Annotated in this window: 29 protein-coding genes; 16 read left to right on the top strand and 13 right to left on the bottom strand. The window is 62.0% G+C overall.

The genetic code is table 11. The features are described 5' to 3' along the window. The first annotated feature begins 114 nt into the window (after positions 1 to 114). Together H043_RS0117640 and H043_RS0117635 are read left to right on the top strand one after the other, a co-directional pair. Positions 115 to 999: a sugar nucleotide-binding protein gene (locus H043_RS0117640; protein WP_027612945.1), complete on the top strand. Its 885-nt coding sequence runs from the start codon at positions 115 to 117 to the stop codon at positions 997 to 999. Then, positions 992 to 1921, top strand: a complete 930-nt coding sequence (locus tag H043_RS0117635) for an NAD-dependent epimerase/dehydratase family protein (protein WP_027612944.1) — start codon at positions 992 to 994, stop codon at positions 1919 to 1921. Before H043_RS0117640 ends, H043_RS0117635 begins: the two co-directional genes overlap by 8 nt. A gap of 183 nt (positions 1922 to 2104) precedes the next feature. Here the strand turns inward: H043_RS0117635 and H043_RS0117630 are convergent, their stop codons facing one another. The 5 genes from H043_RS0117630 to H043_RS0117610 all read right to left on the bottom strand — a co-directional run bounded on the left by H043_RS0117630 (position 2105) and on the right by H043_RS0117610 (position 6276). After that, positions 2105 to 2803 (bottom strand): OmpW family protein, encoded by a 699-nt coding sequence (locus H043_RS0117630; RefSeq protein ID WP_027612943.1) that lies wholly within the window; start codon positions 2801 to 2803, stop codon positions 2105 to 2107. Between the two features lie 224 nt (positions 2804 to 3027). Next, positions 3028 to 3546, bottom strand: a complete 519-nt coding sequence (locus H043_RS0117625) for a DUF3299 domain-containing protein (protein WP_027612942.1) — start codon at positions 3544 to 3546, stop codon at positions 3028 to 3030. An 11-nt stretch (positions 3547 to 3557) separates the two neighbouring features. Further along, complete coding sequence (locus H043_RS0117620) at positions 3558 to 4823, bottom strand: ABC transporter permease (protein WP_027612941.1); 1266 nt, start codon at positions 4821 to 4823, stop codon at positions 3558 to 3560. A 1-nt stretch (position 4824) separates the two neighbouring features. Beyond that, positions 4825 to 5535 (bottom strand): ABC transporter ATP-binding protein, encoded by a 711-nt coding sequence (locus H043_RS0117615; protein ID WP_003228669.1) that lies wholly within the window; start codon positions 5533 to 5535, stop codon positions 4825 to 4827. Between the two features lie 138 nt (positions 5536 to 5673). Next, a complete protein-coding gene (locus H043_RS0117610; RefSeq protein ID WP_027612940.1) occupies positions 5674 to 6276 on the bottom strand; it encodes a DUF2796 domain-containing protein in 603 nt (200 codons plus the stop codon). Positions 6277 to 6411: 135 nt separating this feature from the next. Here H043_RS0117610 and H043_RS0117605 point away from each other — a divergent pair, with 135 nt between their 5' ends. Further along, positions 6412 to 6771, top strand: coding sequence for a hypothetical protein (locus tag H043_RS0117605; RefSeq protein ID WP_027612939.1), 360 nt, complete (start codon positions 6412 to 6414; stop codon positions 6769 to 6771). A gap of 4 nt (positions 6772 to 6775) precedes the next feature. On the opposite strand, the gene trxA is transcribed toward H043_RS0117605, so the two are convergent. From trxA to H043_RS0117590, 3 genes are all read right to left on the bottom strand, one after another. Next, entirely contained in the window at positions 6776 to 7648 is an 873-nt protein-coding gene (gene trxA / locus H043_RS0117600) for a thioredoxin (RefSeq protein WP_027612938.1), read from the bottom strand. A 170-nt stretch (positions 7649 to 7818) separates the two neighbouring features. Next, the gene (locus H043_RS0117595; protein WP_027612937.1) at positions 7819 to 8475 is read right to left on the bottom strand and encodes a methyltransferase; all 657 of its coding nucleotides are present in this window, start codon (positions 8473 to 8475) and stop codon (positions 7819 to 7821) included. After that, on the bottom strand, positions 8472 to 8936 hold the full coding sequence (locus tag H043_RS0117590) for a YbaY family lipoprotein (protein WP_027612936.1): 465 nt from the start codon (positions 8934 to 8936) through the stop codon (positions 8472 to 8474). Before H043_RS0117590 ends, H043_RS0117595 begins: the two co-directional genes overlap by 4 nt. 127 nt (positions 8937 to 9063) lie before the next feature. On the opposite strand from H043_RS0117590, the gene nrdR reads away from it, so the two are divergent. From nrdR to H043_RS0117530, 12 genes are all read left to right on the top strand, one after another. Continuing rightward, entirely contained in the window at positions 9064 to 9528 is a 465-nt protein-coding gene (gene nrdR / locus H043_RS0117585; protein ID WP_003228656.1) for a transcriptional regulator NrdR, read from the top strand. Continuing rightward, a complete protein-coding gene (gene ribD, locus H043_RS0117580) occupies positions 9525 to 10658 on the top strand; it encodes a bifunctional diaminohydroxyphosphoribosylaminopyrimidine deaminase/5-amino-6-(5-phosphoribosylamino)uracil reductase RibD (RefSeq protein WP_027612935.1) in 1134 nt (377 codons plus the stop codon). The genes nrdR and ribD overlap by 4 nt, the downstream gene beginning before the upstream one ends. Before the next feature lie 47 nt (positions 10659 to 10705). After that, a complete protein-coding gene (locus H043_RS0117575; protein ID WP_027612934.1) occupies positions 10706 to 11368 on the top strand; it encodes a riboflavin synthase in 663 nt (220 codons plus the stop codon). A gap of 16 nt (positions 11369 to 11384) precedes the next feature. Next, positions 11385 to 12476, top strand: a complete 1092-nt coding sequence (gene ribBA, locus H043_RS0117570) for a bifunctional 3,4-dihydroxy-2-butanone-4-phosphate synthase/GTP cyclohydrolase II (protein ID WP_003228650.1) — start codon at positions 11385 to 11387, stop codon at positions 12474 to 12476. Positions 12477 to 12712: 236 nt separating this feature from the next. Next, entirely contained in the window at positions 12713 to 13189 is a 477-nt protein-coding gene (gene ribE / locus H043_RS0117565; RefSeq protein WP_003228649.1) for a 6,7-dimethyl-8-ribityllumazine synthase, read from the top strand. Then, complete coding sequence (gene nusB, locus H043_RS0117560; protein ID WP_003228643.1) at positions 13186 to 13686, top strand: transcription antitermination factor NusB; 501 nt, start codon at positions 13186 to 13188, stop codon at positions 13684 to 13686. Before ribE ends, nusB begins: the two co-directional genes overlap by 4 nt. 17 nt (positions 13687 to 13703) lie before the next feature. After that, complete coding sequence (gene thiL, locus H043_RS0117555; RefSeq protein WP_027612933.1) at positions 13704 to 14669, top strand: thiamine-phosphate kinase; 966 nt, start codon at positions 13704 to 13706, stop codon at positions 14667 to 14669. After that, the gene (locus tag H043_RS0117550) at positions 14666 to 15169 is read left to right on the top strand and encodes a phosphatidylglycerophosphatase A (protein WP_007910933.1); all 504 of its coding nucleotides are present in this window, start codon (positions 14666 to 14668) and stop codon (positions 15167 to 15169) included. Before thiL ends, H043_RS0117550 begins: the two co-directional genes overlap by 4 nt. 34 nt (positions 15170 to 15203) lie before the next feature. Then, positions 15204 to 15941 carry an ABC transporter substrate-binding protein gene (locus H043_RS0117545; RefSeq protein ID WP_027612932.1) on the top strand — a complete coding sequence of 246 codons (738 nt, stop codon included), beginning with the start codon at positions 15204 to 15206 and terminating at the stop codon, positions 15939 to 15941. A 239-nt stretch (positions 15942 to 16180) separates the two neighbouring features. After that, positions 16181 to 16798 (top strand): GTP cyclohydrolase II, encoded by a 618-nt coding sequence (ribA, locus tag H043_RS0117540; RefSeq protein ID WP_027612931.1) that lies wholly within the window; start codon positions 16181 to 16183, stop codon positions 16796 to 16798. Beyond that, complete coding sequence (locus H043_RS0117535) at positions 16795 to 17214, top strand: hypothetical protein (RefSeq protein ID WP_027612930.1); 420 nt, start codon at positions 16795 to 16797, stop codon at positions 17212 to 17214. The genes ribA and H043_RS0117535 overlap by 4 nt, the downstream gene beginning before the upstream one ends. Continuing rightward, the gene (locus H043_RS0117530) at positions 17214 to 18014 is read left to right on the top strand and encodes a cobalamin-binding protein (protein ID WP_027612929.1); all 801 of its coding nucleotides are present in this window, start codon (positions 17214 to 17216) and stop codon (positions 18012 to 18014) included. Before H043_RS0117535 ends, H043_RS0117530 begins: the two co-directional genes overlap by 1 nt. 110 nt (positions 18015 to 18124) lie before the next feature. Here the strand turns inward: H043_RS0117530 and H043_RS0117525 are convergent, their stop codons facing one another. From H043_RS0117525 to H043_RS0117505, 5 genes are all read right to left on the bottom strand, one after another. Continuing rightward, positions 18125 to 20008, bottom strand: a complete 1884-nt coding sequence (locus H043_RS0117525; RefSeq protein ID WP_027612928.1) for a TonB-dependent receptor — start codon at positions 20006 to 20008, stop codon at positions 18125 to 18127. 141 nt (positions 20009 to 20149) lie between these two features. Continuing rightward, entirely contained in the window at positions 20150 to 22048 is a 1899-nt protein-coding gene (gene dxs / locus H043_RS0117520; RefSeq protein ID WP_027612927.1) for a 1-deoxy-D-xylulose-5-phosphate synthase, read from the bottom strand. Between the two features lie 91 nt (positions 22049 to 22139). Next, positions 22140 to 23027: a (2E,6E)-farnesyl diphosphate synthase gene (ispA, locus tag H043_RS0117515; RefSeq protein WP_027612926.1), complete on the bottom strand. Its 888-nt coding sequence runs from the start codon at positions 23025 to 23027 to the stop codon at positions 22140 to 22142. Continuing rightward, the gene (locus tag H043_RS0117510) at positions 23024 to 23266 is read right to left on the bottom strand and encodes an exodeoxyribonuclease VII small subunit (RefSeq protein WP_027612925.1); all 243 of its coding nucleotides are present in this window, start codon (positions 23264 to 23266) and stop codon (positions 23024 to 23026) included. The genes ispA and H043_RS0117510 overlap by 4 nt, the downstream gene beginning before the upstream one ends. 88 nt (positions 23267 to 23354) lie before the next feature. Then, positions 23355 to 24500, bottom strand: a complete 1146-nt coding sequence (locus H043_RS0117505; RefSeq protein ID WP_027612924.1) for a Fic family protein — start codon at positions 24498 to 24500, stop codon at positions 23355 to 23357. Between the two features lie 277 nt (positions 24501 to 24777). Between H043_RS0117505 and H043_RS0117500 the strand changes: the two genes are divergently transcribed. After that, a complete protein-coding gene (locus tag H043_RS0117500; RefSeq protein WP_027612923.1) occupies positions 24778 to 25569 on the top strand; it encodes a YfaP family protein in 792 nt (263 codons plus the stop codon). The last annotated feature ends 22 nt before the right edge of the window (positions 25570 to 25591 follow it).

Below are 25591 nucleotides of genomic sequence, written 5' to 3'. Positions count from 1 at the left end.
GACGGTTGCGCACTAAACCCGCAAAATGCAACGATTCCGGCAATTATCGACGACGGGTGTCACAAGTACCGTCGCTAAAGCCATCGTTCCAATCAGACTGGGCCTGCTGACTCTATGCGAATGCGCCTTATGTTACTGGGCGGCGGAAATGCCCTTGGGCAGGCGCTGATTCGCCTCGGTGCGGAAGAAGACATCGGTTTCCTCGCCCCCCGCCCGCCAGAAGACGGCTGGGATGCCGCGAGCCTGACGCAACTGCTCGACGATACCCGTCCGGATGCGTTGATCAACCTCGCCTACTATTTCGACTGGTTCCAGGCCGAGACCGTCAGCGAAAGCCGTTTGGCCGGGCAAGAACGCGCCATCGAGCGGCTGGCCGAGCTGTGCCAGCACCACAACATCATCCTCGTGCAGCCTTCCAGCTATCGGGTGTTCGACGGTTCGCGGGCGACCGCCTACAGCGAAAAAGACGAGCCGGTGCCGTTGGGCCTGCGCGGTCAGGCGCTGTGGCGCATCGAGCAAAGTGTTCGCGCCACTTGCCCGCAACACGTGTTGCTGCGCTTCGGCTGGCTGCTCGATGACAGCCCTGAAGGCACCCTCGGGCGCTTCCTCGCCCGCGCCGAACAACCGGACGAATTGCTCATGGCCGATGACCGCCGGGGCAATCCGACCCCGGTGGATGACGCGGCACGGGTGATCATTTCGGTGCTCAAGCAACTCGATTGCGCAGCGCCGCTGTGGGGCACTTACCATTACGCCGGCCACGAAGCGACCACGCCGCTGGCGCTCGGGCAGGCGATTCTGACCGAGGCGCGCAGCCTGCATCAGTTGGCAATCGAAGCGCCGACCGCTCAGGCCCATGCCGCGCGGCCGGACGCCGCCGAGGAACCGCAACACGCGGTACTCGCCTGCAAGAAAATTCTGCACACTTTCGGGATCAAGCCCCGCGCCTGGCGCGCCGCACTCCCGGCTTTACTGGATAGGTTTTATCGTCATGGCTGAAGGCCCTGTTTTAATCACTGGCGGCGCCGGTTTCATCGGCTCGCACCTGACTGACGCGTTGCTCGCCACCGGCCACTCGGTGCGGATTCTCGATGATCTGTCGACCGGCAAACGCAGCAACCTGCCGCTGGACAACCCGCAGGTCGAATTGATCGTCGGTGACGTCGCCGATGCCGCGCTGGTCGCGCAGGTCATGCAAGGCTGCAGCGCGGTAGCGCATCTGGCGGCGGTGGCCTCGGTGCAGGCGTCGGTGGACGATCCGGTGAAGACCCACCAGAGCAATTTCATCGGCACCCTGAATGTCTGCGAAGCCATGCGTCAGGCCGGGGTCAAGCGCGTGCTCTACGCCTCGAGCGCAGCAGTGTACGGTAACAACGGTGAAGGCGAGTCGATTGACGAAGAGACGCCAAAAGCCCCGCTGACCCCGTATGCCTCGGACAAACTGGCCGGCGAGCACTACTTCGATTTCTACCGTCGCCAGCATGGTCTGGAGCCGGTAATTTTCCGCTTCTTCAACATCTTCGGCCCGCGCCAGGATCCCTCTTCGCCGTACTCCGGGGTCATCAGCATCTTCAGTGAGCGGGCACAGAAAGGCCTGCCGATCACCGTGTTCGGCGATGGCGAGCAGACCCGCGATTTCCTCTATGTCGAGGATCTGGTCGACGTGCTGGTGCAAGCGATCGACAAGCCTGAAGTGGAAGTGGGGGCGATGAACGTCGGCTGGAATCAGGCAATGAACCTCAAGCAGATGCTGCAAGCGCTGCAGGAAGTGGTCGGCGAACTGCCCCCGGTCAGCTACGGCCCGGCGCGCTCCGGCGACATCCGTCACTCGAGGGCGAACAACGCGCGTTTGCTGCAATGCTTCAAGCTGCCAGAGCCGACGCCGATGCGCGTGGGGCTGGCGCGGTTGCTCGGCAAGTAGGTTTATCGCAGACATGAAAAAGGCGCCTTGTTACAGGCGCCTTTTTCACGGCCGGAATTTGTCGCTAATCCTGTGGCGAGGGGATTTATCCCCGATCGATCACGAAGTGATCGTCGTCAGTTCTAAGCCTGCTCACCCAAAGCCTCATCCACCACCACGTGAACGTTCCTGGTTGAATCTGCCTTAGAACTTGTAGCCCAGACCCACCATGTACACAAACGGATCGACATCAACATTGACCTTGGCACGGGTGCCCGGTGCCACGGCGTTATTCTCGACAGTCGCGCGGGTGTCGATGTCGATGTAGCGCACCTGGGCGTTGAGCATGATGTTGTCGGTCAGCATGTAGTCGGCGCCGACCTGCCAGGCCAGGCCCCAGGAGTTTTTCGCCTTGAAGTTGCTGAAGCCGTTGGACTGGGCTTCGCTGCCGACGTGCTCGTCGTAGATCCAGGTGTAGTTGATGCCGCCACCGATGTACGGCTGGAATGGCGATTTCGCATCCAGCGGGTAGTACACGACGCTGAGGGTGGGCGGCAGGTGTTTCAGGGTGCCGAGTTTGCCGTTGGCAGCTGGCAGCGCGGTGCCTTTGATTTTAACGTCATGCTCGAACGGCGAGGCCGCCAGCAACTCGATCCCGATGTTGTTGGTCAGCATGTAGGCGAAGTTCAGACCCAGTTGGGTGTCGCTGCTCATGGTCGCCTTGCCGCCCAGGTTGGTGCCGCTCAACGGACCCTGATCGACCTTGACGTTGGAGCTGTCGGCCTTCGGGTTGACGGTGATCGCACCGGCGCGAACGATGATGTCGCCGGCTTCGTGAGCGTGGGCGAGCGGGGCTGCGAGCGCGAGGGCAAACAGCGAGGCGCTGAGCAAGGACTTGTTCATGGGGGCTCCAAAAGGACGTTAAAAGCTTCTGATGTCCTATGGTATGAAGCCAACTGATACGGTCTTTTGACTCAGCTCAATGAAACAGTGATGCCGCGGTTTTTTGTGGAACCTTGGCCGGTCCCTTCGCGAGCAAGCCCGCTCCCACTTTGGAACGCGGTCACCTGTGGGAGCGGGCTTGCTCGCGAAGAGGACGGATCAAACAATACAAAAACTACCGGGATTCACTCCGGCAGCTCATACACATAAATCTTGTCCGCCGCCATCTGATACCCGGCATCGGCCAGTTCGCTGGTGGACGCCTTGACCTGCAACGGTCCCTCGACCCAGTACGGCTGATACAGCTCGTCGAGCTTCACGCCCAGCTCGCTTTTCACATGCACGATCTGGTTAGACGGCGGTGGCGGCACGTGGATGCAGGCGCCGAAGTACGGCACCAGCAGGAAGTCGGTGGTACGTCCTTCTTCATTGACTTCCAGCGGTACGATGTAGCCCGGCAGGCGGATGTTCTGCCCGTCTAGACTCTGCACCACCGGCGCGTTGGGCATGTCCTGCTTGGCGGCTGGCGCCGACTCGGCCGAGAGCGCATCACTCATCTTCGACATGTCGTGCAACGGCGTCATGTTCGGCACTTCCGGCGCGGCGTCTGGCGGGATCATCTCCGACCAGGTCAGGTCTTTCGGCGCCGCTGCCGACACAGGCAGGGCGACCAGCAACAGCAGCGCAAGCACGGCGCGGGGCATGGTGAACATCCTCATAAACGGATCGACAGGCCATCGGCCAAGGATTGGCGATACGCGCGCCAGGCCGGCACGCTGCCCATCAGCAGCGCGGCCGCCAGAATGCCACCGAGCAGCGTCCATTCATACTCGCTCGGCCATGCCAGCGGCAGATACAAACCGTAATTGGCCTGCACATAGCCCTGCGCGGCGGCGATGCCGATGTACAGCAATGCCAGTCCGGCGATTACGCCGGTCAGCGCCAGGGCAAAGGCTTCTAGCACCAGCAGGCTCGCGATGTGCCACGGCCGCGCACCGACCGAACGCAGAATCGCCATCTCGCGGCGACGCTCGTTAAGGCTGGTGAGAATCGCCGTGAGCATGCCGATCAACCCGGTCAGCACCACGAACAGCGAGACCACGAACAGCGCCTTTTCAGCGGTACTCATCAGGCTCCACAACTCCTGCAAGGCCACGCCCGGCAGGATCGCCAACATCGGCTCACCGCGGTATTCGTTGATCTCGCGTTGCAGGGCGAAGGTGGAAATCTTGCTGTTGAGGCCAAGCATGAACGCAGTGATCGCCTGTGGCGTCAGGTCCATGTTGCGTGCCTGATCTGCGGTGATCCGGCCGTTGCCCCGGGCCGGCACGCCGTTGTGCCAGTCGATGTGAATCGCCTCCATGCCGCCGAGGCTGATGTGCAGCGTGCGGTCCACCGGCGTGCCGGTGCGCTTGAGAATGCCGACCACGGTGAATGGCTTGTCGTCGTGTTTGACCAGACTGATAGCCGCCACACCATGGGCCAGCACCAGTTGGTCGCCGAGCTTGTAATGTAGCGCTTCGGCGACTTCGGCGCCGAGCACCACTTCGAACGGATCGGTGGCAAACGCCCTGCCGTCAGCCAGTTGCAGATGCTGCTGGCGCCCGTACTGGTAATGCTCGAAATAGGCTTCGGTGGTGCCCATCACCCGATAGCCGCGATGGGAGTCGCCGAGGGACATCGGGATCGCCCATTTCACTTTCGGGTTGCTGGCGAAATGTTCGAAGCTGTCCCAACGGATGTTGTTGGTCGCGTTACCGATGCGGAACACCGAGTACAACAGCAGGTTCACCGAACCGGAGCGGGCGCCGACGATCAGGTCAGTGCCGCTGATGGTGCTGGCGAAACTGGCCTTGGCCTCGGTGCGCACGCGCTCGACGGCAAGTAACAGGCACACCGACAGAGCAATGGCGAACGCGGTGAGCAGGGCGGTAAAGCGGCGGTTGGCCAGGCTGGCCATGGCCAGACGAAACAGATACATCTCAGACCTCGGCAGACGTGGCGGCGCGATTGAGCTCGGCCAGGGACAGGTGGCGGTCGAACAGCGGCGCCAGGCTCTGGTCGTGGCTGACGAACAACAGGCTCGATCCGGCTTCGCGGCATTCGGCGAACAGCAGACGGATAAAGTTTTCCCGGGCGTCGTAATCCAGCGCCGAGGTCGGTTCGTCGGCGATCACCAGTTCCGGTTGGCCGATCAAGGCACGAGCGGCGGCGACCCGTTGCTGCTGACCGATCGACAGCGAATCGGCGCGACGACCGAGGATGCTTTCATCTTTCAGGCCCAAGTGGGCGAGCAGGGTGGCGGCGGCCTGATCGACGCTGCCGTGACGCTGTTTCGCCCGCTCGGCACGCAATCTGGAGAAGTGGCACGGCAACTCGACGTTCTCGCGTACCGAAAGAAACGGCAGCAGGTTGAACTGCTGGAAGATGTAGCCGGTGTGATCGACGCGAAAGCGGTCGCGGGCGCCGGCACCGAGTTCGGTCAGTTCCTGGCCGAGCAGGCGAATGCTGCCGCGCCCGGGTTTCTGCACGCCACCGAGCAGGCCGAGCAGGGTGGTCTTGCCACTGCCGCTGGGGCCTTTGAGGAACAGGGTTTCGCCCGGTTCCAGGCGAAACGCCGGGATGTCCAGCAGCGGCGGGTGACCGGGCCAGTTGAAGCCCAGGTCGGACAGTTCGATGAGTGCTTGGGTCATGGCACCAGTTTCATGGAGTGAACACATAACCCTGTGGGAGCGGGCTTGCTCGCGAACGCGGTGGATCAGCCAAATCTATGTTGACTGACACACCGCATTCGCGAGCAAGCCCGCTCCCACAGGGGATTGTCGGTGTGATCAGAATTTCAGGGCAGCCGCCTTGGCCGTCACTTCGGTACCCTGCTGGCCGCTCGGGCCGATCAGTTGTACCTGAATTTTCTGAGTGGCCGGGAAGGTATTGAAGACGTTCGCCAGATCCAGCGTCTTCAAGGCACCTGGTGCAGCGCAACTGAATTGGTAGTGTGCGTGGATTTCGCTGTGATCGTGGTGATGCGCTTCACCACCCTTGGCATCTTCGTCGTGGTCATCATCGTCATGCTCGTCGGCAGCCGGTTTGTCGCCGAACAGCGGGCTTTCCAGTTCCTGGCTGGTGACCTTGCAACCGGCGGCGGCTGGCAGGCTGAACAGCGCCAGCGGGTTTTCCAGTTTGGTGCGCGCGGCCACGACTTTGGCTTTGTCGGCGTCGCTGGCGGCGGCGTGTTCGAAGCCCACCAGGTTCATCGCCGGGCTTTCCAGTTCCAGCTCCAGGGTCTGGCCGTCGAGTGCGGCGTTCAAGCGGCCGACGCCATGTTCGTGGGCGCCGAGGCTGCCGTGCTCATGGTCATGATCGTGCTCATCGGCGGCATGGGCGATGGCCAGCGGCAACAGGGCAAACGGCAAAGCGAGCAGCAGACGACGCATGGCGGTCTCCGGAAAGTAAAGTGAAGAGTTTGTTATGTAATCTTATAACGAAAGTTCGCAGAGTTTGCCCGTGCGCTTGGCGTTGCACAAGTCCCGTGGGAGCATGCAGGTCAGAAATGTGCAGGAGCGAAGCAGATGTTGCGGATACGCGGAACCGTCGGCGCGACGCCGGTGGATTTGACGGTGGAGCTGGATGACAGCGATTGGGTGAAGCTCGGCGCAGCCCTTGGCGCGCAGCCGCAGGGCGATCAGCCTGAAGCGGCATTGAGCACGCCGGCAGTGAAGCCACTGAACCAGGACGATGCGTTGTGGCAGGTCGCGCAGGATCTGTTGCGCAAGGCCGGGCAACTCAGCGGGCCAGATCTTCTGGAGCAGCTTGAGGGATTGACCGGCAGCGGGGCCTCAGGCAAACGCCTGCTGGTGCGCTTGCGCCACAGTTCACAGGTGAAAGTGGCGAGCGGCGGCGATACGCCGCTCTACAGCTGGGTCGAGTGAGCGGTTAGTACAGCGCAGCGAAGACCTTGCGCCGGTAAGCGGTCACCAGCGGATGATCGTTGCCCAGCAGTTCGAACACCTGCAGCAACGTCTTGTGCGGCAACCCTTCGCCGTAGCTACGGTTACGGATGAACAGCTTGAGCAACGCCTCCAGCGCCGCTTCGTATTGCTGACGCGCCAGTTGCTGGATCGCCAGTTGATACACCGCTTCGTCGTCTTGCGGATCTTTGGCCAGACGCGCCTTGAGGTCGGCAGCATCCGGCAGATCACGGGCAAGTCCCAGGAACTTGATCTGCGCCTTGGCCCCGGCCAGTGCAGCCTTGTGCTCAGCGCTCTTGACCGCGTCGAGCACGGCTTGCGCTTCGTCCAGTTCGCCGCGTTCGGTCAGGCAACGGGCGTAGAGGATCAGCGCCTTGGCGTTGCTGTTGTCTTCGGTGAGCATCACCACCAGCGCCGCTTCCGCGTCAGCGAAACGCCCTTCATCGAACAGCGCCTGCGCCTGTTCGAACGGATCGGCGGCGGCCGGCGGCGGCATTTGCACATGCGGCTCAAGCAACGCGCGCACTGCGGATTCCGGCTGCGCACCGGCAAAACCGTCCACCGGTTGACCGTCCTTGAACAGCACCACGGTTGGCAGGCTGCGGATGCCGAAGCGGGCGACGATGTCCTGTTCTATGTCGCAGTTGACCTTGGCCAGCAGCAGTTCGCCCTGATAGCTCTCGGCAATGCCTTGCAGCATCGGCATCAACGCCTTGCACGGCACACACCACTCGGCCCAGAAATCCACCAGCACCGGTTTGTTGAAGGAGGCTTCGATCACCGACTGGTCGAAATCGGCAGTCGTGGCGTCGAAGATGTACGGCGTTTGCTGACTCATGGGGGATCTCGTAAAAGCGTGGATGTGGCAACTATACGGCTTGGCGGGGTGTGGCCGGAAGCGGTCAGTCTTTGAGAGGTGTGTTGCCTGCCAGAATGCTTTCGCGAGCAGGCTCGCTCCCACATTTGGAATGCGTTACCCCTGTGGGAGCGAGCCTGCTCGCGAAGCTTTTAGTCACGCCGCGCATGGTAAAGACTGACATGTCTGAACTCTTCCGGCTCCGCCAGATCCGGCAAGGTCATCGCCTCAAGCATTTCGATTCGCTCATACAATGGATGGCGAAAATCCCGGACCCGTGAATCCGCCACCAGCGCCTCGCGGCCACGGCTGAGAAACGCATCGAGCAGCGGCAGGTTCTCGCGGTCGTAGAGCACATCCGCCACCAGGATCAGATCGAAGCGATCAGCCTCGGCAAAGAAGTCCGTCGAATAACTCATCTGCACATCATTGAGTTCAGCGTTGGCCCGACACGCAGCAATCGCCAGCGGATCCAGATCACAGGCCACCACCTCCAAAGCCCCGGCCTTCACCGCAGCAATCGCGGCGATCCCGGAGCCGGCGCCGAAATCCAGCACCCGCTTGCCGCGCACCCATTCCGGGAACTCGGCCAGATAGCGCGCCACCGCCAGGCCGCTGGCCCAGCAGAAACTCCAATAGGGCGGCTCGTGAAGGATGCGTCGGGTTTCATCCGGGCTGAACTCGCGGTGCATGTTGTCACCGTCGATCAGCCACAGCTGCAAATCGGTGCCCGGCAATGCACAGGCCTTGAGCCGCGCATCACCGAGCAATTCACCCAACGCCTGTTGCAGGTCGAGCGGTACGGTCATGGTGCTTTGACAAATTGCAGCTGGCCCAGCGCCTGGGTGGTCGGCTGGGTAATGGTTTGCGACGGCAGGTGCAGGATCAACTGGCCCGACTGCGTGGCACGACCGCGCAGCTCAACCCGTGCGCCGGCCGGGAAGGCTTCCGGATTGAAGCGCAGGCGAAACGGCAGGATCTGGTTGTTGCCGATCAGGCTGGAACTGGCGAGCAGTTGTTGCGGGCGCGACTTTTCATCGATCACCAGCAGCGCCAGTTCGACTTCGGCCCCGGCCGGCACGCCTTGCAGGGTGCCACTCAGTTCCCGTTGATAGGCCGGCAGCGGACCAAGATCAGCGGCCTCGCGGGCTTTTTTCTGCGCCTGTTGTGGTGCTGGTCCCGGTGTTGGCGGTTGCGGTTTGGGCTTGTCGCTGCCGCAGGCCACCAGCAGGGCGAAAAGACTGAGCAAAACGAGCGGTCGTAGCGACATTGGCAGCTCCAGAAAATGAAATCCGTGGATCAAACGATCATGGCAGTCTGTATACCGCAAACCCTATGGCTTGTCTTGCCACCGGGATGCGCTACCATGGCCCTCCCTTTTTTTGTTGCCAGCCACCATGCACTGTCCCTTCTGCGGTGCCAACGACACCAAGGTCATCGACTCGCGTCTGGTCGCCGAGGGCGAACAGGTGCGCCGCCGGCGTGAATGCCTGGCCTGCGGCGAACGTTTCACGACATTCGAGACGGCCGAACTGGTGTTGCCGCGCCTGATCAAAACCGACGGCAGCCGCCAACCGTTCGACGAAGAAAAACTCCGCGCCGGCATGCAACGCGCGCTGGAGAAACGTCCGGTGAGCGTCGAGCGCCTCGAATCCTCTCTGGTTCACATCAAGCACAAGCTGCGCGCCACCGGCGAGCGCGAGGTCAAATCCCTCGTGGTCGGCGAACTGGTGATGGCCGAGCTGCAAAAGCTCGATGAAGTGGCCTACATCCGTTTCGCTTCGGTATACCGGCGCTTCCAGGACCTTAACGAGTTCCGTGAAGAGATCGACCGCCTCGCCCGCGAACCGGTGAAAGAATGACCCGCGCCGCCGAGCAGGCGATCCTCGACGCCCACTTCATGGCGCGCGCGCTGGAACTGGCGCGCAAGGGCCACTACACCACCCATCCCAATCCACGGGTTGGCTGCGTGATCGTGCGTGACGGGCAGATTGTCGGCGAAGGCTTTCACGAGCGCGCCGGCGAACCCCACGCCGAGGTCCACGCCCTGCGCGCTGCCGGTGAACTGGCCCGGGGCGCCACGGCTTACGTGACCCTTGAGCCGTGCAGCCACCATGGCCGCACACCGCCGTGCGCCGATGCATTGGTGACTGCCGGGGTTGCTCGGGTGGTCGCCGCGATGCGCGATCCGAACCCACAGGTCGCCGGGCGTGGCTTGCAGCGTCTGAGCGATGCCGGGATCGCCACCGAAAGCGGCGTGCTGGAAGTCGAGGCGCGCCAGCTCAATCAAGGTTTCCTGAAACGCATGGAACATGGCTTGCCGTTCGTGCGGGTCAAGTTGGCGATGAGTCTCGACGGGCGCACGGCGATGGAAAGTGGCGAGAGCCAGTGGATCACCGGCCCGGCCGCGCGTTCCGCCGTGCAGCGTTTGCGCGCGCAGGCGGCCGTGGTGTTGACCGGCGCCGACACCGTACTGGCCGACGGCGCGCGCCTGACCGTGCGCGCCGACGAACTGGGTCTGGATGCTGAACAAACCGCACGGGCCACGAGCCGTCCGCCGCTGCGGGTGCTGATCGACGGGCGCTTGCGGGTGCCGTTGGATGCGCCGTTCTTCAAGGCCGGCCCGGCGCTGGTCGCCACCTGCATGGCGGTCGAAGAGCAATACGCCAATGGCCCGGAGTGCCTGATCGTGCCGGGTGATGACGGTCAGGTCGATCTGCATCAACTGCTGATCGAGCTGGCCAACCGTGGCGTCAACGAAGTGCTGGTCGAGGCCGGCCCGCGTCTGGCGGGCGCGTTCGCTCAGCTCGGTCTGGTCGACGAGTTCGTGATCTTCATTGCCGGCAAGTTCCTCGGCTCCACGGCGCGACCGTTGCTGGACTGGCCGCTGGCCTATATGAAGGACGCCCCCGAGCTGAAAATCACTGAAATCCGCGCGGTTGGCGATGACTGGCGAGTCACTGCGACGCCAGTCGTTTCGGCGAGCGTATAATTCCCGGCCATCGCCTTAGCGCTGGCTTCGTTCTCAAGGAGAACCCCATGTTTACCGGCATCATCGAATCCATCGGCAGTATCCGTGCACTCACCCCCAAGGGCGGTGATGTGCGGGTGCATGTCGAAACCGGCAAGCTCGACCTGAGCGACGTCAAACTCGGCGACAGCATCGCGGTCAACGGCGTGTGCCTGACCGCCGTCGAACTGCCGGGTGACGGCTTTGCCGCCGACGTCAGTCGCGAAACCCTCGACTGTACCGCCATGAATGACCTGAAAAGCGGCAGCCCGGTCAATCTGGAAAAAGCCCTGACCCCGACCACCCGTCTCGGCGGGCATCTGGTCAGCGGTCACGTCGACGGTGTCGGCGAAGTGGTGTCGCGCAGCGACAATGCCCGCGCCGTCGAATTTCGCATCCGCGCGCCGAAAGAACTGGCCAAGTACATCGCCCATAAAGGCTCGATCACCGTCGACGGCACCAGCCTGACCGTGAACGCGGTCGATGGCGCCGAATTCCTGCTGACGATCATTCCGCACACCTTGAGCGAAACCATCATGGCTTCCTACAAGCCGGGCCGCCGGGTGAACCTGGAAGTCGATTTGCTGGCGCGTTATCTGGAGCGTTTGCTCCTCGGCGACAAGGCTGCTGAGCCAAGCGCTGGCGGTATTACTGAAAGCTTTCTGGCCGCCAACGGCTATCTCAAATCCTGACTGAAGGGGGTGCCTTGTGGCGCTCAATAGCATCGAAGAACTGGTTGAAGACATCCGCCAAGGCAAGATGGTCATCCTCATGGATGACGAAGACCGCGAGAACGAAGGCGACCTGATCATGGCCGCCGAATGCTGCAAGGCCGAGCACATCAACTTCATGGCCAAGCACGCCCGTGGCCTGATCTGCATGCCGATGAGCCGCGAGCGTTGCGAGCTGTTGAAGCTGCCACTGATGGCGCCACGCAACGGTTCCGGTTTCGGCACCAAGTTCACCGTATCGATCGAAGCCGCCGAAGGCGTCACCACCGGTATCTCCGCCGCCGACCGTGCGCGCACCGTGCAAGCGGCGGCGGCAAAAGACGCCAAGGCTGAAGACATCGTCAGCCCGGGCCACATCTTCCCTCTGATGGCCCAGGCCGGCGGCACCCTGGCGCGCGCTGGTCATACTGAAGCCGCCTGCGACCTGGCGCGCATGGCCGGTTTCGAACCAAGCGGCGTGATCTGCGAAGTGATGAACGACGACGGCACCATGTCCCGTCGCGCCGAGCTGGAAGCGTTTGCCGCCGAACACAACATCAAGATCGGCACCATCGCCGACCTGATTCACTACCGGATGATCCACGAACGTACCGTTCAGCGGATTGCCGAGCAGCCGCTGGACAGCGAACTGGGCCAATTCAACCTGGTGACCTATCGTGATTCGGTGGAAGGCGACGTGCACATGGCCCTCACGCTGGGCACCGTTTGCGCCGAGGAACCGACCCTGGTTCGCGTGCACAACATGGATCCGCTGCGCGACCTGCTGATGGTCAAGCAACCGGGCCGCTGGAGCCTGCGCGCCGCGATGGCTGCGGTGGCCGAGGCCGGCAGCGGTGTGGTGCTGTTGCTCGGCCACCCGCTGGACGGCGACGTGCTGCTGGCGCATATCCGCGAAACCGGTGAGCAGGCAGCGGTGAAGAAACCGACCACCTACAGCATCGTCGGTGCCGGTTCGCAGATCCTGCGTGACCTCGGCGTGCGCAAAATGCGCCTGATGTCTGCGCCAATGAAATTTAATGCGATATCCGGTTTCGATCTGGAAGTTGTAGAATACGTGCCCTCCGAATAATGACCCGGTGAATTCGGCATTGTTGATATAGATCCTTGTGGTGAGGGGATTCATCCCCGACGGGCTGCGTAGCGGCCCTATTTGGTTGGGACTGCTGCGCAGTCCATCGGGGATGAATCCCCTCGCCACAGGGGTGTAGTCGAACAGCAATGCGGTGTTTCCGGTCATGAATTTGTGGCTAATATCACTGAGGGATGCGTACGAAACGTGTCCCGGCTCTTTAAGAGATCTGACGAATGACCCTGAAGACCATCGAAGGTACCTTCATCGCCCCTAAAGGCCGCTACGCTCTGGTAGTGGGCCGTTTCAACAGCTTCGTGGTTGAAAGCCTGGTCAGCGGTGCAGTTGATGCCCTGGTTCGCCACGGCGTGAGCGAAAGCGACATCACCATCATCCGCGCGCCTGGCGCCTTCGAAATCCCGCTGGTTGCGCAGAAAGTCGCCCAGAAAGGCGAGTTCGCAGCCATCATCGCCCTCGGCGCGGTCATTCGTGGCGGCACTCCACACTTCGAATACGTGGCAGGCGAGTGCACCAAGGGTCTGGCCCAGGTGTCCATGGAGTTCGGCGTACCGGTCGCGTTCGGCGTCCTGACCGTTGATTCCATCGAGCAAGCCATCGAACGTTCCGGCACCAAGGCCGGCAACAAAGGTGCTGAAGCTGCCCTGTCCGCTCTGGAAATGGTCAGCCTGCTGGCGCAGTTGGAGGCCAAGTGATTAGCGACGATAGCGATCGTTTCAACCCGCGCGATCCGAAACCTGCGGATGCCGGCAAGCCATCGAAGAGCGTCAAGCGTCGCGAAGCCCGTCAGCTCGCGACTCAGGCCCTGTATCAGTGGCACATGGCCAAGGCTTCGCTGAACGAGATCGAAGCGCAGTTCCGCGTTGATAACGATTTCACCGATGTCGACGGCGCGTATTTCCGCGAAATCCTCCACGGGGTTCCGGCGAGCCGCACCGAAATCGACACCGCGCTCAAGCCGTGCCTGGACATCGAAATCGAAGAGCTGGACCCGGTTGAACTGGCGGTTCTGCGCCTGTCCACCTGGGAACTGCTCAAGCGCGTCGACGTGCCATACCGCGTGGTGATCAACGAAGGTATCGAGCTGGCGAAAGTCTTCGGTTCGACCGACGGCCACAAGTTCGTCAACGGCGTACTCGACAAGCTGGCTCCGCGCCTGCGTGAAGCTGAAGTGAAGGCGTTCAAGCGCTGATACGCGCTTGAGACCTCATGGGCGAGTTTGAGCTGATCCGCAATTTCTTCGCCGCCGCGCCTTGTGCGCAGGGCGGCGAGGGCGTTGCTCTGGGGATTGGCGACGACTGCGCCTTGCTGGCGGTTCCCCCCGGGGAACAGCTGGCGATTTCCACCGATACGCTGGTGGCCGGCGTGCACTTCGCCGATCCCTGCGATCCGTTTCTGCTCGGTCAGCGCTCGCTGGCCGTTGCGGTCAGCGACCTGGCCGCCATGGGCGCCACGCCCGTTGCCTTTACCCTTGCCCTGACTGTGCCGACGGTGACCGCCGATTGGCTGCAAGCCTATGCCCACGGTTTGAACCACATGGCGCAGAGCTGCAGCATCGCGCTGGTCGGCGGCGACACCACGCGCGGGCCGTTGAGCCTGACGGTCACGGTGTTCGGTCGGGTGCCGGCCGGGCAGGCCTTGACCCGCAGCGGCGCACAACCGGGCGATCTGCTCTGCGTCGGCGGCGAGCTGGGCAATGCCGCCGGTGCCTTGCCGCTGGTGCTTGGCCAGCGCGAGGCCGAAGCAGGTATCGCTCAGCCGTTGCTCGATCATTACTGGTCGCCGCAACCGCAACTGGCGCTCGGTCAGGCCTTGCGTGGCAAGGCCACATCGGCCCTCGACATCTCTGACGGCCTGCTCGCCGATTGCGGGCATATCGCTCTGGCCTCGCAGGTTCGCCTCGAAGTTGAACGTGAGCGCGTACCGTTGTCCGATGCTTTAGTGGCTTTTCTCGGTCAGCGCGGCGCGGAACGGGCGGCGTTGAGCGGCGGCGATGACTATGTGCTGGCCTTCACGCTACCGTCCGTCGAGTTGCCGGCACTGCTGGCCGATGGCTGGCCGATCCATGTGATCGGGCGTGTGGCGCAGGGCCAGGGTGTGGTCCTGCTGGATCGCGAAGGACACGACATCACCCCGAAAATCCGGGGTTATCAACATTTTCAGGAGACACCGTGACAGATCACCCGAAACAGGTTCCGGCCGAATTCGTTCCGCCGTCGGTCTGGCGCAATCCCTGGCATTTCCTCGCGTTCGGCTTCGGCTCCGGCACCTTGCCGAAAGCGCCGGGCACGTGGGGTTCGTTAGTTGCGCTACCCTTTATCCCGTTGTGGCAGATGTTGCCCGACTGGGGTTACTGGCTGATGCTCGGAATCACCATGCTGTTCGGCTTCTGGCTGTGCGGCAAGGTCGCCGACGATCTGCGGGTGCACGACCATGAAGGCATCGTCTGGGACGAAATGGTCGGGATGTGGATCACCCTGTGGCTGGTGCCGGAGGGCTGGTACTGGTTGCTCGCGGGGTTCCTGGTGTTCCGCTTCTTCGACATTCTCAAGCCATGGCCGATCCGCTGGATCGACCGGCATGTCCATGGCGGCGTCGGCATCATGCTCGACGACGTGCTGGCCGGCGTGTTCGCCTGGCTGGCGATGCAGGGACTGGTGTGGATTTTCGCCTGATCCAGATCGTCAGGGTTAAGTGAGGAGACTAGGGATGGTTCGACGCTGGCTGGCGCTGGTGTTTCTGACTTTGCTGGGCACTGTCGCCAGTGCGCAGGAAACCGCGCACGCGCCGTCGGTCATCCACCTGGCCAGCGAGGACTGGGAAGATTACACCGCCGCGGACGGTCATGGCCTGGGCTGGGACGTGCTGCGCAAGGTGTTCGAACCGGCGGGAGTGAAACTCGACATTCGCAGCGAACCGTACACTCGTTCAGTTGGGCTGGCCCAGCGTGGCGAGGTCGATGCTTGTGTCGGTTCTTATCATGAAGAATTCAGCGACCTGCTCTATCCGCGCTGGAATTTCGACACCGACCACATCTACGCCCTGGGCCTGGCAAGTAATCCAGCACCGACCCCGGAAACCCTCGGTCAATATCGGCTGGCCTGGGTGCGCGGTTACGACTATCAGAATTATCTACCCGGCGTACGCAACTTCAACGAGGTCGTGCGACGTACCGGGATCCTCTCGATGCTCACCCACAACCGCGCCGACTATTACATCGATGCTTTGACCGAAATCGATTACGTGCTTGGCCGGGCCAGGGAACCGACGCAGTTTCGCAAGACGCATATCGCCGAACTGCCGCTGTACCTGTGCTTCGCCAACACACCGCAATCGCGCATGTTGATGGCAGTGTTCGACCGGCGCATGGAGCAGTTGGTCAAGAGCGGCGAGCTGAAGCCGATTTTCGAGCAGTGGAGGCAGCCGTATCCGTTCGAGCCGAACTGACAGGGCCGTCCCCCCTGTGGGAGCGGGCTTGCTCGCGAATGCGGTGTGTCAGCCAGCCTATTGATCGACTGACACGACGCTTTCGCGAGCAAGCCCGCTCCCACAGGGTTCTGCACTGCCCGGGTGTTATCAAACTTTTTGATCGTTATGCCCGATAATTCAGCCTAAGCGTCTGCAGGAACCTGCTGTTACAATGCCGGCCTGCGAATTTTCAGAATTTTTAGATCAGGAGCACACCGGTGCCTGTCGTTTTTGTCGCCGCTTCCAAGCTGCCAACGCCTTTTGCGCAATTCACCATGCACGGTTTTCTCGATGAGGCTACCGGCCGCGAGCACGTTGTGCTGAGCCTGGGTGATTTCGCCGACGGTGCCCCGGTTCTCGGCCGGTTGCACTCCGAGTGCCTGACCGGTGATGCGCTGTTCAGCCAGCGCTGCGACTGCGGCTCGCAACTCGAAGCGGCGCTCAAGGCCATCGCCCGTGAAGGCCGTGGCGTGCTGCTGTACCTGCGTCAGGAAGGTCGCGGCATCGGTCTGCTGAACAAGATCCGCGCCTACGAGTTGCAGGACGGCGGCGCCGACACCGTTGAAGCCAACGAACGTCTGGGCTTTGCCGCCGATCAGCGCGACTACGCCATGTGCCTGCCGATGCTCGAGCATCTGGGCGTGAAGTCGCTGCGTCTGATGACCAACAACCCGCGCAAGGTCAAAGCCCTGACCGACATGGGCATCGTCGTCGCCGAGCGCGTGCCGCTGCACACCGGCCACAACCCGCACAACAAACTGTACCTGGCGACCAAGGCCAGCAAGCTCGACCACATGATGGGCAACGAGCATCAGGGCGAGGTCGACCGCGCGTGACCCGCGGTCAGGTGCGACGCCGTCTGGCGGTCGACTGGTGGAAATACCTGGCGCTGGCGCTGCTGCCGCTGTTTGTCCTCAATGGCCTGTTCGGCCAAGGCGAAGGCATTCTGCCGGTGCTGGCCATGCCGTTGTTCATTGCCGGCGTGGCCTCGATGTTTGTCAGTCTGAAGTTTTTCGGCCGCTACAAGCACGCGCTGATCGCCACGCAAAAAGCCCTTGATACCCCCGACGAACCGGCGGCCTGGATTGCCTTGGCGGCCCAGCGTCGCAGTGCATTCCTCGCGGCCGCATTGCCGGCATGGATCGGTGCGCTGGCGGTGTTCGTCGGCCTCGAAGCCGTACCGCTGATGCTGCTGGCGTTGTCCACGGCGGTACTGTTCTACCTCTATCGCATCCCGCGTCAACTCGGCTGATGCGTCGTCTGTGGCTGGCGGTTCTGCTGCTGGCCTGCGCCGGCCCGGTGCTGGCGAGTCTGCGAGTGGTCAGTCTCGCGCCTTCTCTGTCTGAAATCGTTATCGAGCTGGGCTCGGCCGATCTGCTGGTTGGCGTGCTCGATGCCGGCGAGCGTCCGGCAGCCGTTGCCGATGTTCCCTCGGTGGGTCGTTATGGCCAACTCGACATGGAGCGCCTGCTCAGTCTCAAGCCGGATTTGCTGCTGCTGTGGCCCGGCAGTGTCGGCCCGGCACAACGCGATCAGCTCAAACGCCTGAACATTCCGACCTACGTCGCCGAGCCGCACAATCTCGAACAGCTGTCTGCGCAGATCGAGACGATTGCCGCGCAACTGGGGCGACCTGAGCGTGGGACGAAACTGGCGGCGGACCTGCGCCAGAAGCTCGATGACCTGCGCCAGCGCTATCGCCGGGACACGCCGCTGAAGGTGTTCTATCAAGTCTGGGACAAGCCGCTGTACACCGTCGGTGGCGGGCAGATCATCAGCGATGCGCTCGAAGTCTGTGGCGCACGCAATGTGTTTGCCGACCTGAGTTTGCCGGCGCCGCAGGTGAGTATCGAAGCAGTGCTGCAGCGCGATCCGCAGGTGATACTGGCCGGTGAGCAGGCCCAGCTCGATGCATGGAAAGACTGGCCGCAGGTGGCAGCAGTGAAGCAGGGGAAACTGCTGTTGGTTACCGATAAAGGCCTTGAGCGCCCAAGCGGCCAAATGATCGATGCCACCGCCAAACTCTGCCAATTGATCGCGCCTGACCGCTGAAGCCGGGGTGGCTTCTTCGCGAGCAGGCTCGCTCCCACAGGGAATTGCATTCCAAATTGTGGGAGCGAGCCTGCTCGCGAAGGAGCCAGTCAAATCAGCGAAGATTCAAATCAAAGCTGGGGAGTCCAGGTGACGCCAACTACCCACGCCCGACCTTCCTCGCGATAGCCATACTGGCTGCCGTCATAGCTGTACAGCGCACGGCTGTAACCCTTGTCCAGCAGATTCTCGACCTTCAGATCCAGTTTGATCTCGCGATTCAGCGCCCAGTTGCTGCGCAGTCCAAGCGTGCCGTAGCCACCCAACGGCTGGGTGTTGTTCAGATCGTCGTAACTGCTGCTGACCAATTGCCAGCTCGCGCCGACGCCCAACCGGTCAAACTGTCGATCCAGATCCCAACTCATCGTGCGCCGCGCACGACGCGCCAACGTGTGCCCGCTATCGCGATCACGCGGGTCGATAATCGCCACACCGAGATTGCTCTGCCAGCCGAACAGTTCCTGTTTCAGCGCCGCTTCAAAGCCATTGATCCGCGCCGAGGCCACGTTCTCCGGGCGTGAGTTGCTGCCAAAGATGATCGCGTCTTGCAGATCAGTGCGGTAAATCGACGCCTCCAGCCGACTGCTATCGCTCAACTGACTGCGCCATTGCAGCTCGTAGCTTTTCGAGGTTTCCGGCTTCAGATCAGGGTTGCTGAAGTCCGGGTAGTACAGGTCGTTGAAGGTCGGCGCGCGGAAGCCTTCGCTGTAGCTCAGCAACAGATCGTTGTCCGGGTTCAGCGGCAGGGTGAAGGTGCCGCTCCAGGTGTTCTGGCTACCGAATTGCTGGTTGTCGTCGTGGCGCAGACCCAGTTCGGTGGAGAAGCTGTCGGCCTGATAACGATGCTGGATGAACGCGGCGCGGTTCCAGCGGCTGTCTTCATTGAACGCGGTGCTGCTGTTGACCCGGTCTTCGTACCAGTCGCCGCCGAGGATCAGGCTGTTGCGCGCATCCAGAGTCAGGTCGTTCTGCCAGTTCACCGAATCGCGATAGGTATTGAACACCGTGCGCTCGTCGCTGAGCTTGTCGAAGGTTTTCTCGCGATTTTCGCTGTGACCGAATTCGACGCGGGTTTTCCAGATTTCGTTGACCCGGGCATCGACGTAGCTGCTGACACTGCTGACGTTGAAGTCGCTGTAAGGCTGCTGTTGCACCGACTCGAAAGTAGTCGTATCGAAGCGGCCGAACGGGTTGTCGAACTCGCTTTTGCCACGGTTATCCAGCAGGTTGGCGCCGACTTCGATGTCATCGGTCAGTGCATGGCTGAGACTCAGGCTGACGGATTTATTGCGGTAGGCATCATGATCGCTGTCGCTGGGATAGGACTCGTGAGTGCGGTCGAGACCGGCGGTGTCATCGAGGCTGGCGCCCAAGTTGAAACGGGTCTTGTCATCGCCACCGGACAGGCCGAGGCTGCGTTCCCAGGTCTGGTTGCTGCCGAAGCCGACGTGCAAGCGCGGCTGCAGGCCTTGTTCGGTGCCGCGGCGGGTGAAGATCTGAATCACCCCGCCAATCGCATCGCTGCCGTAAATCACCGAACGCGAACCGCGCAACACTTCCACGCGTTCGATCTGGTCGATGTTCAGGTGCTGCAGATTGCTATCGCCGGAGGTCGAACTGCCAATGCGCTGGCCATCGACCAGCACCAGACTCTGCGCCGATTGCGTGCCGCGAATGTAGATCCCCGGCAGGCTACCGCGCCCACCGGCCTGCGCCACTTGCACACCCGGCACCCGCTGCAGCAGATCGGTGACGCTGCCCGGTTGCAGGCGGTCGATGTCTTCGCGGGTGAACACGGTGTTGGCGGCGCTGCTGTCGTTGCGCGCTTCGACCTGGCGGTTGGCGCTGATCAGCGTGTCAGACAGCTTCAGCGCTTCGTCGCGTTCGAAGGTGTCGGCGAGGGCGCTGGCGGCTGGCAGCAGGAGAAAGGGCAGGGCGAGGCGCGAGAGGTTCATCGGTGTTCCCGTGGGTATTTCTGATGTACACAAATCAAATGTGGGAGCGGGCTTGCTCGCGAAGGCGGTGTATCAGTCCACTCATCATCGACTGATCCGACGCCTTCGCGAGCAAGCCCGCTCCCACATGGGTATTGCGTGTTACTTGTTGAGCAGTTCCAGGCGCTCACGAATCGAAGCTTCGATTCCCGCTTCGTCCAGCCCGCACTCGGCCAGCATCTGCGCGGGTTTGGCGTGCTCGACGTAGATGTCCGGCAAGCCCAGATGCAGCATCGACTTGAGGATGTTCTCGCGCGCCAGGAACTCGCTGACCGCGCCACCGGCACCGCCCATGACCGCGTTCTCTTCGATCGTCACCAGCAATTCGTGGTTGCCGGCGATTTCGCGCACCAGTGCCTCATCCAGCGGCTTGACGAAGCGCATGTCGACCACGGTCGCATCCAGCTTCTCGGCGACTTTCAGCGCTTCGGTCAGTTGCACGCCGAACACCAGCAGGGCGACTTTGCTGCCCTGGCGGCGGACGATGCCCTTGCCGATTTCGATCGGCTCGAGATCCTTGTCGATGGTCGCGTTCGGGCCGGTGCCACGCGGGTAGCGCACCGCCGCCGGGCCGTTGTACAGGTGGCCGGTGGTGAGCATTTTGCGCAATTCGTTTTCATCGCTCGGGGTCATGATGACCATGCCCGGAATGCAGCGCAGGTAAGACAGATCGAAGCTGCCGGCGTGAGTCGGGCCGTCTTCGCCCACCAGACCGGCGCGGTCGATGGCGAACAGCACGTCGAGGTTCTGCACCGCGACGTCATGCACCAACTGGTCGTAACCGCGTTGCAGGAACGTCGAGTAGATCGCCACCACCGGTTTGGCGCCTTCGCAGGCCATGCCGGCAGCGAACGTCACAGCGTGCTGTTCGGCAATCGCAACGTCGAAGTAGCGCAGCGGGAAACGTTCGCTGAACGCCACCAGATCCGAGCCTTCCTTCATCGCCGGGGTAATCCCGACCAGGCGCGGATCAGCCGCGGCCATGTCGCACAGCCATTCGCCGAACACCGCCGAATACTTCGGCCCGCCGGCCTTTTTCGGCGCAGCGGCCGGGGCGTCGACCGGTTCGAGCTTGGTGATCGCGTGGTAACCGATCGGGTCGACTTCCGCCGGGGCGAAGCCTTTGCCTTTCTTGGTGACGATGTGCAGAAACTGCGGGCCCTTCAGATCGCGCATGTTGCGCAGGGTGGCGATCAGGGTCGGCAGGTCGTGGCCATCGATCGGGCCGATGTAGTTCCAGCCCAGCTCTTCGAACAGGGTGCCGGGAACCAGCATGCCCTTGGCATATTCTTCGGTGCGACGGGCGATTTCCCAAGCGCCGGGCAGGCGCGACAGGACTTTCTTGCTGCCCTCACGCATGCTCGCGTAAGTACGGCTGGAAAGAATCTTCGCCAGATAATTGGACAGGCCACCGACGTTGCGCGAGATCGACATGTCGTTGTCGTTGAGGATCACCAGCATATTGGCGTTGACTTCCGGCGCGTGGTTCAGCGCCTCGAAGGCCATGCCGGCAGTCAGCGCGCCGTCACCGATCACCGCAATCGCCTTGCGATCGCTGTTCTGCAGGCGGGCGGCAATCGCCATACCCAGCGCGGCGCTGATCGAGGTGCTGGAGTGGCCGACGCCAAAGGTGTCGTACTCGCTCTCGGCGCGACGCGGGAAGGCGGCGATGCCGTCCTTCTGACGCAGGGTTTCCATGCGCTGGCGGCGACCGGTGAGGATCTTGTGCGGATACGCCTGATGACCGACGTCCCACACCAACCGGTCATCCGGGGTGTCGAAGACGTAATGCAACGCGATGGTCAGCTCGATGACGCCCAGGCCGGCACCGAAATGCCCACCGGTCTGGCCGACCGTGTAGAGCAATTCCAGGCGCAACTCATCGGCCAGGGTTTCCAGCTCGGCTTCGCCTAACCGGCGCAGGCCGTCCGGCGTGTTCGCGCGGTCGAGCAGGGGCGTGGTCGGGCGCTTGCGGGGAATCTCATGAAACGTCGTGGGCATCAGGCGAATCGTTATAGGTATAAAAGATGCGGCAGTTTACCTGATGCATCGCCCCCTGCCCACGCGTTGGTCTTTTTTGGCAGGTTGGCGTTCAGTTGCGCCGCTCGACGATATACCGGGCCAGGTCGCGCAAAGGCTCGGCTGCCGCGTCAAACGGTCGCAGCGCGTGCAGGGCCTGATCGCGCAGTTCCAGAGCGTAGACCTTGGCCGCGTCCAGTCCCAGCAGGGCCGGGTAGGTCGGTTTGTCGCGAGCGATGTCGGCGCCCTGGCGTTTGCCGAGGGTTTCGGTATCGCTTTCGACGTCGAGAATGTCGTCCTGCACCTGGAAGGCCAGACCGATGGCCTGTGCATAAGTCTGCAGGGCTTTGAGTTGATCCTGCTCGGCGCGGCCGCTGGCCAGGGCGCCGAGCTTGACGCTGACTTCGATCAACGCGCCGGTCTTGTGCCGGTGCATTTGCTCCAGCGCTTGCTGATCCAGCTTCAGACCGACCGAACCGAGGTCGATGGCCTGACCGCCGACCATGCCTGCCGGGCCGGCCGCGTGCGCCAGCGCCGTGACCTGTTGCAGACGGATGTCAGCGTCGAGGTTGCTCAGGCGCGGGTCGAGCAGGGCGCTGAAGGCCAGGCTCTGCAAGCCGTCACCGGCGAGAATCGCGCAGGCTTCGTCGAATTTCTTGTGGGTGGTGGGCTGGCCGCGACGCAGATCGTCGTCGTCCATCGCCGGCAAATCGTCGTGCACCAGCGAATAAGCGTGGATCAGCTCCACCGCGCAAGCCGCACCGTTGGCTTGCTCAGCCTTGCCGCCCAGCGCTTCGCACGCAGCGTAGGCGAGTAGCGGACGTACGCGTTTGCCGCCGATCATCACGCTGTAGTGCATCGCCTCATACAGGCGCGACAGTTCCGGCAGCGGAGCCTTGAAGAGGATTTCCAGTGTCGCATTGACCCGCGCCTGGCTGGTCGCCGAATACGCCGCAATCATTCTGGCTGTTCCGCGTCGAAGGGTTCCTCGGCGAGTTCGCCATCGCGCTCCAGCAGCACTTGCACCTTCTGCTCGGCCTGGGCCAGCGCTGTCTGGCAGTCACGGGTCAGACCGATGCCCTGCTCGAAAGCGGTCAGCGAGTCTTCCAGCGACAATTCACCGTTCTCCAGACGCTCGACCAGTGTTTGCAGGTCGGCGAGGGACTGTTCGAAATCCAGTGCAGCTTTTTTGCGGGCCATGGCGGCGATTTCCGGTTGACGTTAAACCGGCGCGACACTAGCAGATAGGGGGTTTATGGGCAAATGAGTGGGCCGACGGACAAGGGTGTCAGTCGGTCGAGTCACCCGGATATTGAATCTGATACCGAGTGCTCCGCCCCCCGCCCGGAAGACGTTGCAGGCAGCCTTTTTCCAGCAGTTCCGCCAGATGTCGGGTGGCCGTGGCTTTGGAAACCTTGGCCACACTCTGGTATTGCGCTGCACTGATACCGTGCTCGAAACCACGCTCACCACCGTCGAGCAAACGATTGAGCACTTTGATCTGCTCCGCCGACAGCCCGGATTCGCGGTGCGCCTGCCAGAAGCGTGATTTTCCCAACACACTTTCAATCCGCGCAATGGCCTGTTGCAGACTGCGCAGTAAGGTTTGCAGGAACCATGTGAGCCAGTCGGTAATGTCCAGCGTGGCTTTCTGACTGGATTCGAGAATCCGGTAATAGCCCGCACGATCATCGAGGATGCTGGCGGACATCGCATAAAAACGAATCGCCTGCGCTTCGCTCTGAGCCAGTGCCAGATCGGTAAGGGTGCGAGTCAGGCGTCCATTGCCGTCGTCGAACGGATGCAAGGTGACGAACCAGAAATGTGCGATGCCAGCTCGCAAGAATGGATCGAGGCCTGCCTGTTGCCGACTGGCGTCGAACCACTTGAGAAAACTGTCGAGTTGCCGCTCAAGGCCTTGTCGCGGTGGCGCCTCGAAGTGCACGGTCGGACGGTCGATTCGTCCTGAAACCACCTGCATCGGCTCATCGCCGCGTAATGCGCCGACATTGATTGCACGCGAAAGGAAACCACTCTCCTGTTCTGGAAACAGCCATGAATGCCATTCCAGCAATCGTTGCAGTGTCAGCGGTTCGGCAAAGCGTTGAGTGGCATCGAGCATCAGTTGCGCGAGCCCTTCGCTGCGCTTGCTGACGTTGTCGCCATCAGGCGATTCCAGCCCCAGGCGTCGTGCCAGTGAAGAACGCACGGATTCAACATTCAATTGTTCCCCCTCGATGGCCGAGGAGGTCACGATGTTTTGCAGCAACGCGTCCAGTTCAGTCTGAGCGCTCAATGAATTGCCCACTGATCCCGCCATGCCCATCAATTGTCCCTGCGCCTGAACGCATTCGCGCAACAGCGCAGTGAGACGCTCTGCCTGCCAGTTGAAGTCGGGCCAGTCGGGCTGCTGCCAGATCCAGTGAGTTGCCATGAAATGCCATTCCTGAGTGCGTGAGCCGAATAGAAACGCTATTCGGCTCATTTCGTGAGCCGAATATGACGCCTATTCGGCTCATCGTCCACCCGAGGGCGTGATTCCTACCGCATTTCAAGATGTATCCGATTGTTAAAAAACTGCCGAATCGCTAATCTTCGCGCCTTCTACGACCCCATAGTCACGGGTCTTTCAGACGAAACGCAGTTTCCACCGCTGTGAAGTACCGAGGATCGGGTGCAAGGTTTCGTTCAGGCATGGCAGGAGGCATTACATGCGTTCATTTCTTTGGCTGCTGATCGGTTTGGCCTGCGCGCCTGCGCTGCTGGCAGCGCCGAATGCCGAGCTGTCGGAACCGGTGGGCGGTTGGCGCTATAACGGTCTGCTCGACCGCAGTGAAAACCCGCAAGTCGCCTACCCCACGCCGCCGATCAATCGCGGCATTCAGCGCAATCGCACGATGATTCAGGGCCAGCTCAAGGCCATCGGCAATCAGCGCGGGCCGCATACGCTGGCGGTCAACGGCAATCCATTGAATCTGTACACCGACGATGACGGGCGGTTCGCCCGGCCGTATGCGTTCGGCGCCGGTTCCAACAGTGTCGAAGTGCGCAGTGCCGAGGGCCAGTCGCTCAAGCGTGTGCAGTTCTACGAAGCGAACAACCTGCGCACGCCGGCGAAAATCCGTGTGGTGCTGGGTTGGGACGATCCCAAGGCCGAGCTCGACCTGCACATCATCACCCCGGACGGCCAGCACGCGTTTTTCGCCCACACGGCGCTGACCAACGGCGGCGGTCTGGACCCGGATGGTGTCGATGGCCCCGGCCCGGAAATGTTCACCATGACCGCGCCGCTGCATGGCACCTATCTGGTTTACGTCAACTATTGGGGCAACTTCGGCGACGGCGGCTATAACTTCGAGGAGGCCAGCAATCAGAACGAGGTGATCACCTCGCAAATCACGCTGGTGCTCAACGAAAACACGGTCGACGAAAAACGTGAAACGTTCATCGTGCCCCTGCGGGCAATCGGTGATCTGCTGCTGGTCAAGACTTTCAACTATTAAGCATCCCGCACCACGGATGAAC

Source organism: Pseudomonas sp. URIL14HWK12:I6 (genome assembly GCF_000514195.1).
GTDB classification, from domain to species: domain Bacteria; phylum Pseudomonadota; class Gammaproteobacteria; order Pseudomonadales; family Pseudomonadaceae; genus Aquipseudomonas; species Aquipseudomonas putida_A.
This window is presented reverse-complemented; position numbering and strand designations above follow the sequence as displayed.

What these genes read in the sequence shown, in the direction of transcription:
- thiL (WP_027612933.1), top strand. Translation starts at nt 13,704, where the DNA reads ATGGGCGAGTTTGAGCTGATCCGCAATTTCTTCGCCGCCGCGCCTTGT.
- H043_RS0117575 (WP_027612934.1), top strand. Translation starts at nt 10,706, where the DNA reads ATGTTTACCGGCATCATCGAATCCATCGGCAGTATCCGTGCACTCACC.
- H043_RS0117620 (WP_027612941.1), bottom strand. Translation starts at nt 4,823, where the DNA reads ATGTATCTGTTTCGTCTGGCCATGGCCAGCCTGGCCAACCGCCGCTTT.
- H043_RS0117625 (WP_027612942.1), bottom strand. Translation starts at nt 3,546, where the DNA reads ATGCCCCGCGCCGTGCTTGCGCTGCTGTTGCTGGTCGCCCTGCCTGTG.
- H043_RS0117615 (WP_003228669.1), bottom strand. Translation starts at nt 5,535, where the DNA reads ATGACCCAAGCACTCATCGAACTGTCCGACCTGGGCTTCAACTGGCCC.
- ribE (WP_003228649.1), top strand. Translation starts at nt 12,713, where the DNA reads ATGACCCTGAAGACCATCGAAGGTACCTTCATCGCCCCTAAAGGCCGC.
- H043_RS0117610 (WP_027612940.1), bottom strand. Translation starts at nt 6,276, where the DNA reads ATGCGTCGTCTGCTGCTCGCTTTGCCGTTTGCCCTGTTGCCGCTGGCC.
- H043_RS0117530 (WP_027612929.1), top strand. Translation starts at nt 17,214, where the DNA reads ATGCGTCGTCTGTGGCTGGCGGTTCTGCTGCTGGCCTGCGCCGGCCCG.
- trxA (WP_027612938.1), bottom strand. Translation starts at nt 7,648, where the DNA reads ATGAGTCAGCAAACGCCGTACATCTTCGACGCCACGACTGCCGATTTC.
- H043_RS0117545 (WP_027612932.1), top strand. Translation starts at nt 15,204, where the DNA reads ATGGTTCGACGCTGGCTGGCGCTGGTGTTTCTGACTTTGCTGGGCACT.
- H043_RS0117525 (WP_027612928.1), bottom strand. Translation starts at nt 20,008, where the DNA reads ATGAACCTCTCGCGCCTCGCCCTGCCCTTTCTCCTGCTGCCAGCCGCC.
- ispA (WP_027612926.1), bottom strand. Translation starts at nt 23,027, where the DNA reads ATGATTGCGGCGTATTCGGCGACCAGCCAGGCGCGGGTCAATGCGACA.
- H043_RS0117630 (WP_027612943.1), bottom strand. Translation starts at nt 2,803, where the DNA reads ATGAACAAGTCCTTGCTCAGCGCCTCGCTGTTTGCCCTCGCGCTCGCA.
- dxs (WP_027612927.1), bottom strand. Translation starts at nt 22,048, where the DNA reads ATGCCCACGACGTTTCATGAGATTCCCCGCAAGCGCCCGACCACGCCC.
- nrdR (WP_003228656.1), top strand. Translation starts at nt 9,064, where the DNA reads ATGCACTGTCCCTTCTGCGGTGCCAACGACACCAAGGTCATCGACTCG.
- H043_RS0117635 (WP_027612944.1), top strand. Translation starts at nt 992, where the DNA reads ATGGCTGAAGGCCCTGTTTTAATCACTGGCGGCGCCGGTTTCATCGGC.
- H043_RS0117640 (WP_027612945.1), top strand. Translation starts at nt 115, where the DNA reads ATGCGAATGCGCCTTATGTTACTGGGCGGCGGAAATGCCCTTGGGCAG.
- H043_RS0117510 (WP_027612925.1), bottom strand. Translation starts at nt 23,266, where the DNA reads ATGGCCCGCAAAAAAGCTGCACTGGATTTCGAACAGTCCCTCGCCGAC.
- H043_RS0117505 (WP_027612924.1), bottom strand. Translation starts at nt 24,500, where the DNA reads ATGGCAACTCACTGGATCTGGCAGCAGCCCGACTGGCCCGACTTCAAC.
- ribD (WP_027612935.1), top strand. Translation starts at nt 9,525, where the DNA reads ATGACCCGCGCCGCCGAGCAGGCGATCCTCGACGCCCACTTCATGGCG.
- H043_RS0117595 (WP_027612937.1), bottom strand. Translation starts at nt 8,475, where the DNA reads ATGACCGTACCGCTCGACCTGCAACAGGCGTTGGGTGAATTGCTCGGT.
- H043_RS0117590 (WP_027612936.1), bottom strand. Translation starts at nt 8,936, where the DNA reads ATGTCGCTACGACCGCTCGTTTTGCTCAGTCTTTTCGCCCTGCTGGTG.
- H043_RS0117605 (WP_027612939.1), top strand. Translation starts at nt 6,412, where the DNA reads ATGTTGCGGATACGCGGAACCGTCGGCGCGACGCCGGTGGATTTGACG.
- H043_RS0117500 (WP_027612923.1), top strand. Translation starts at nt 24,778, where the DNA reads ATGCGTTCATTTCTTTGGCTGCTGATCGGTTTGGCCTGCGCGCCTGCG.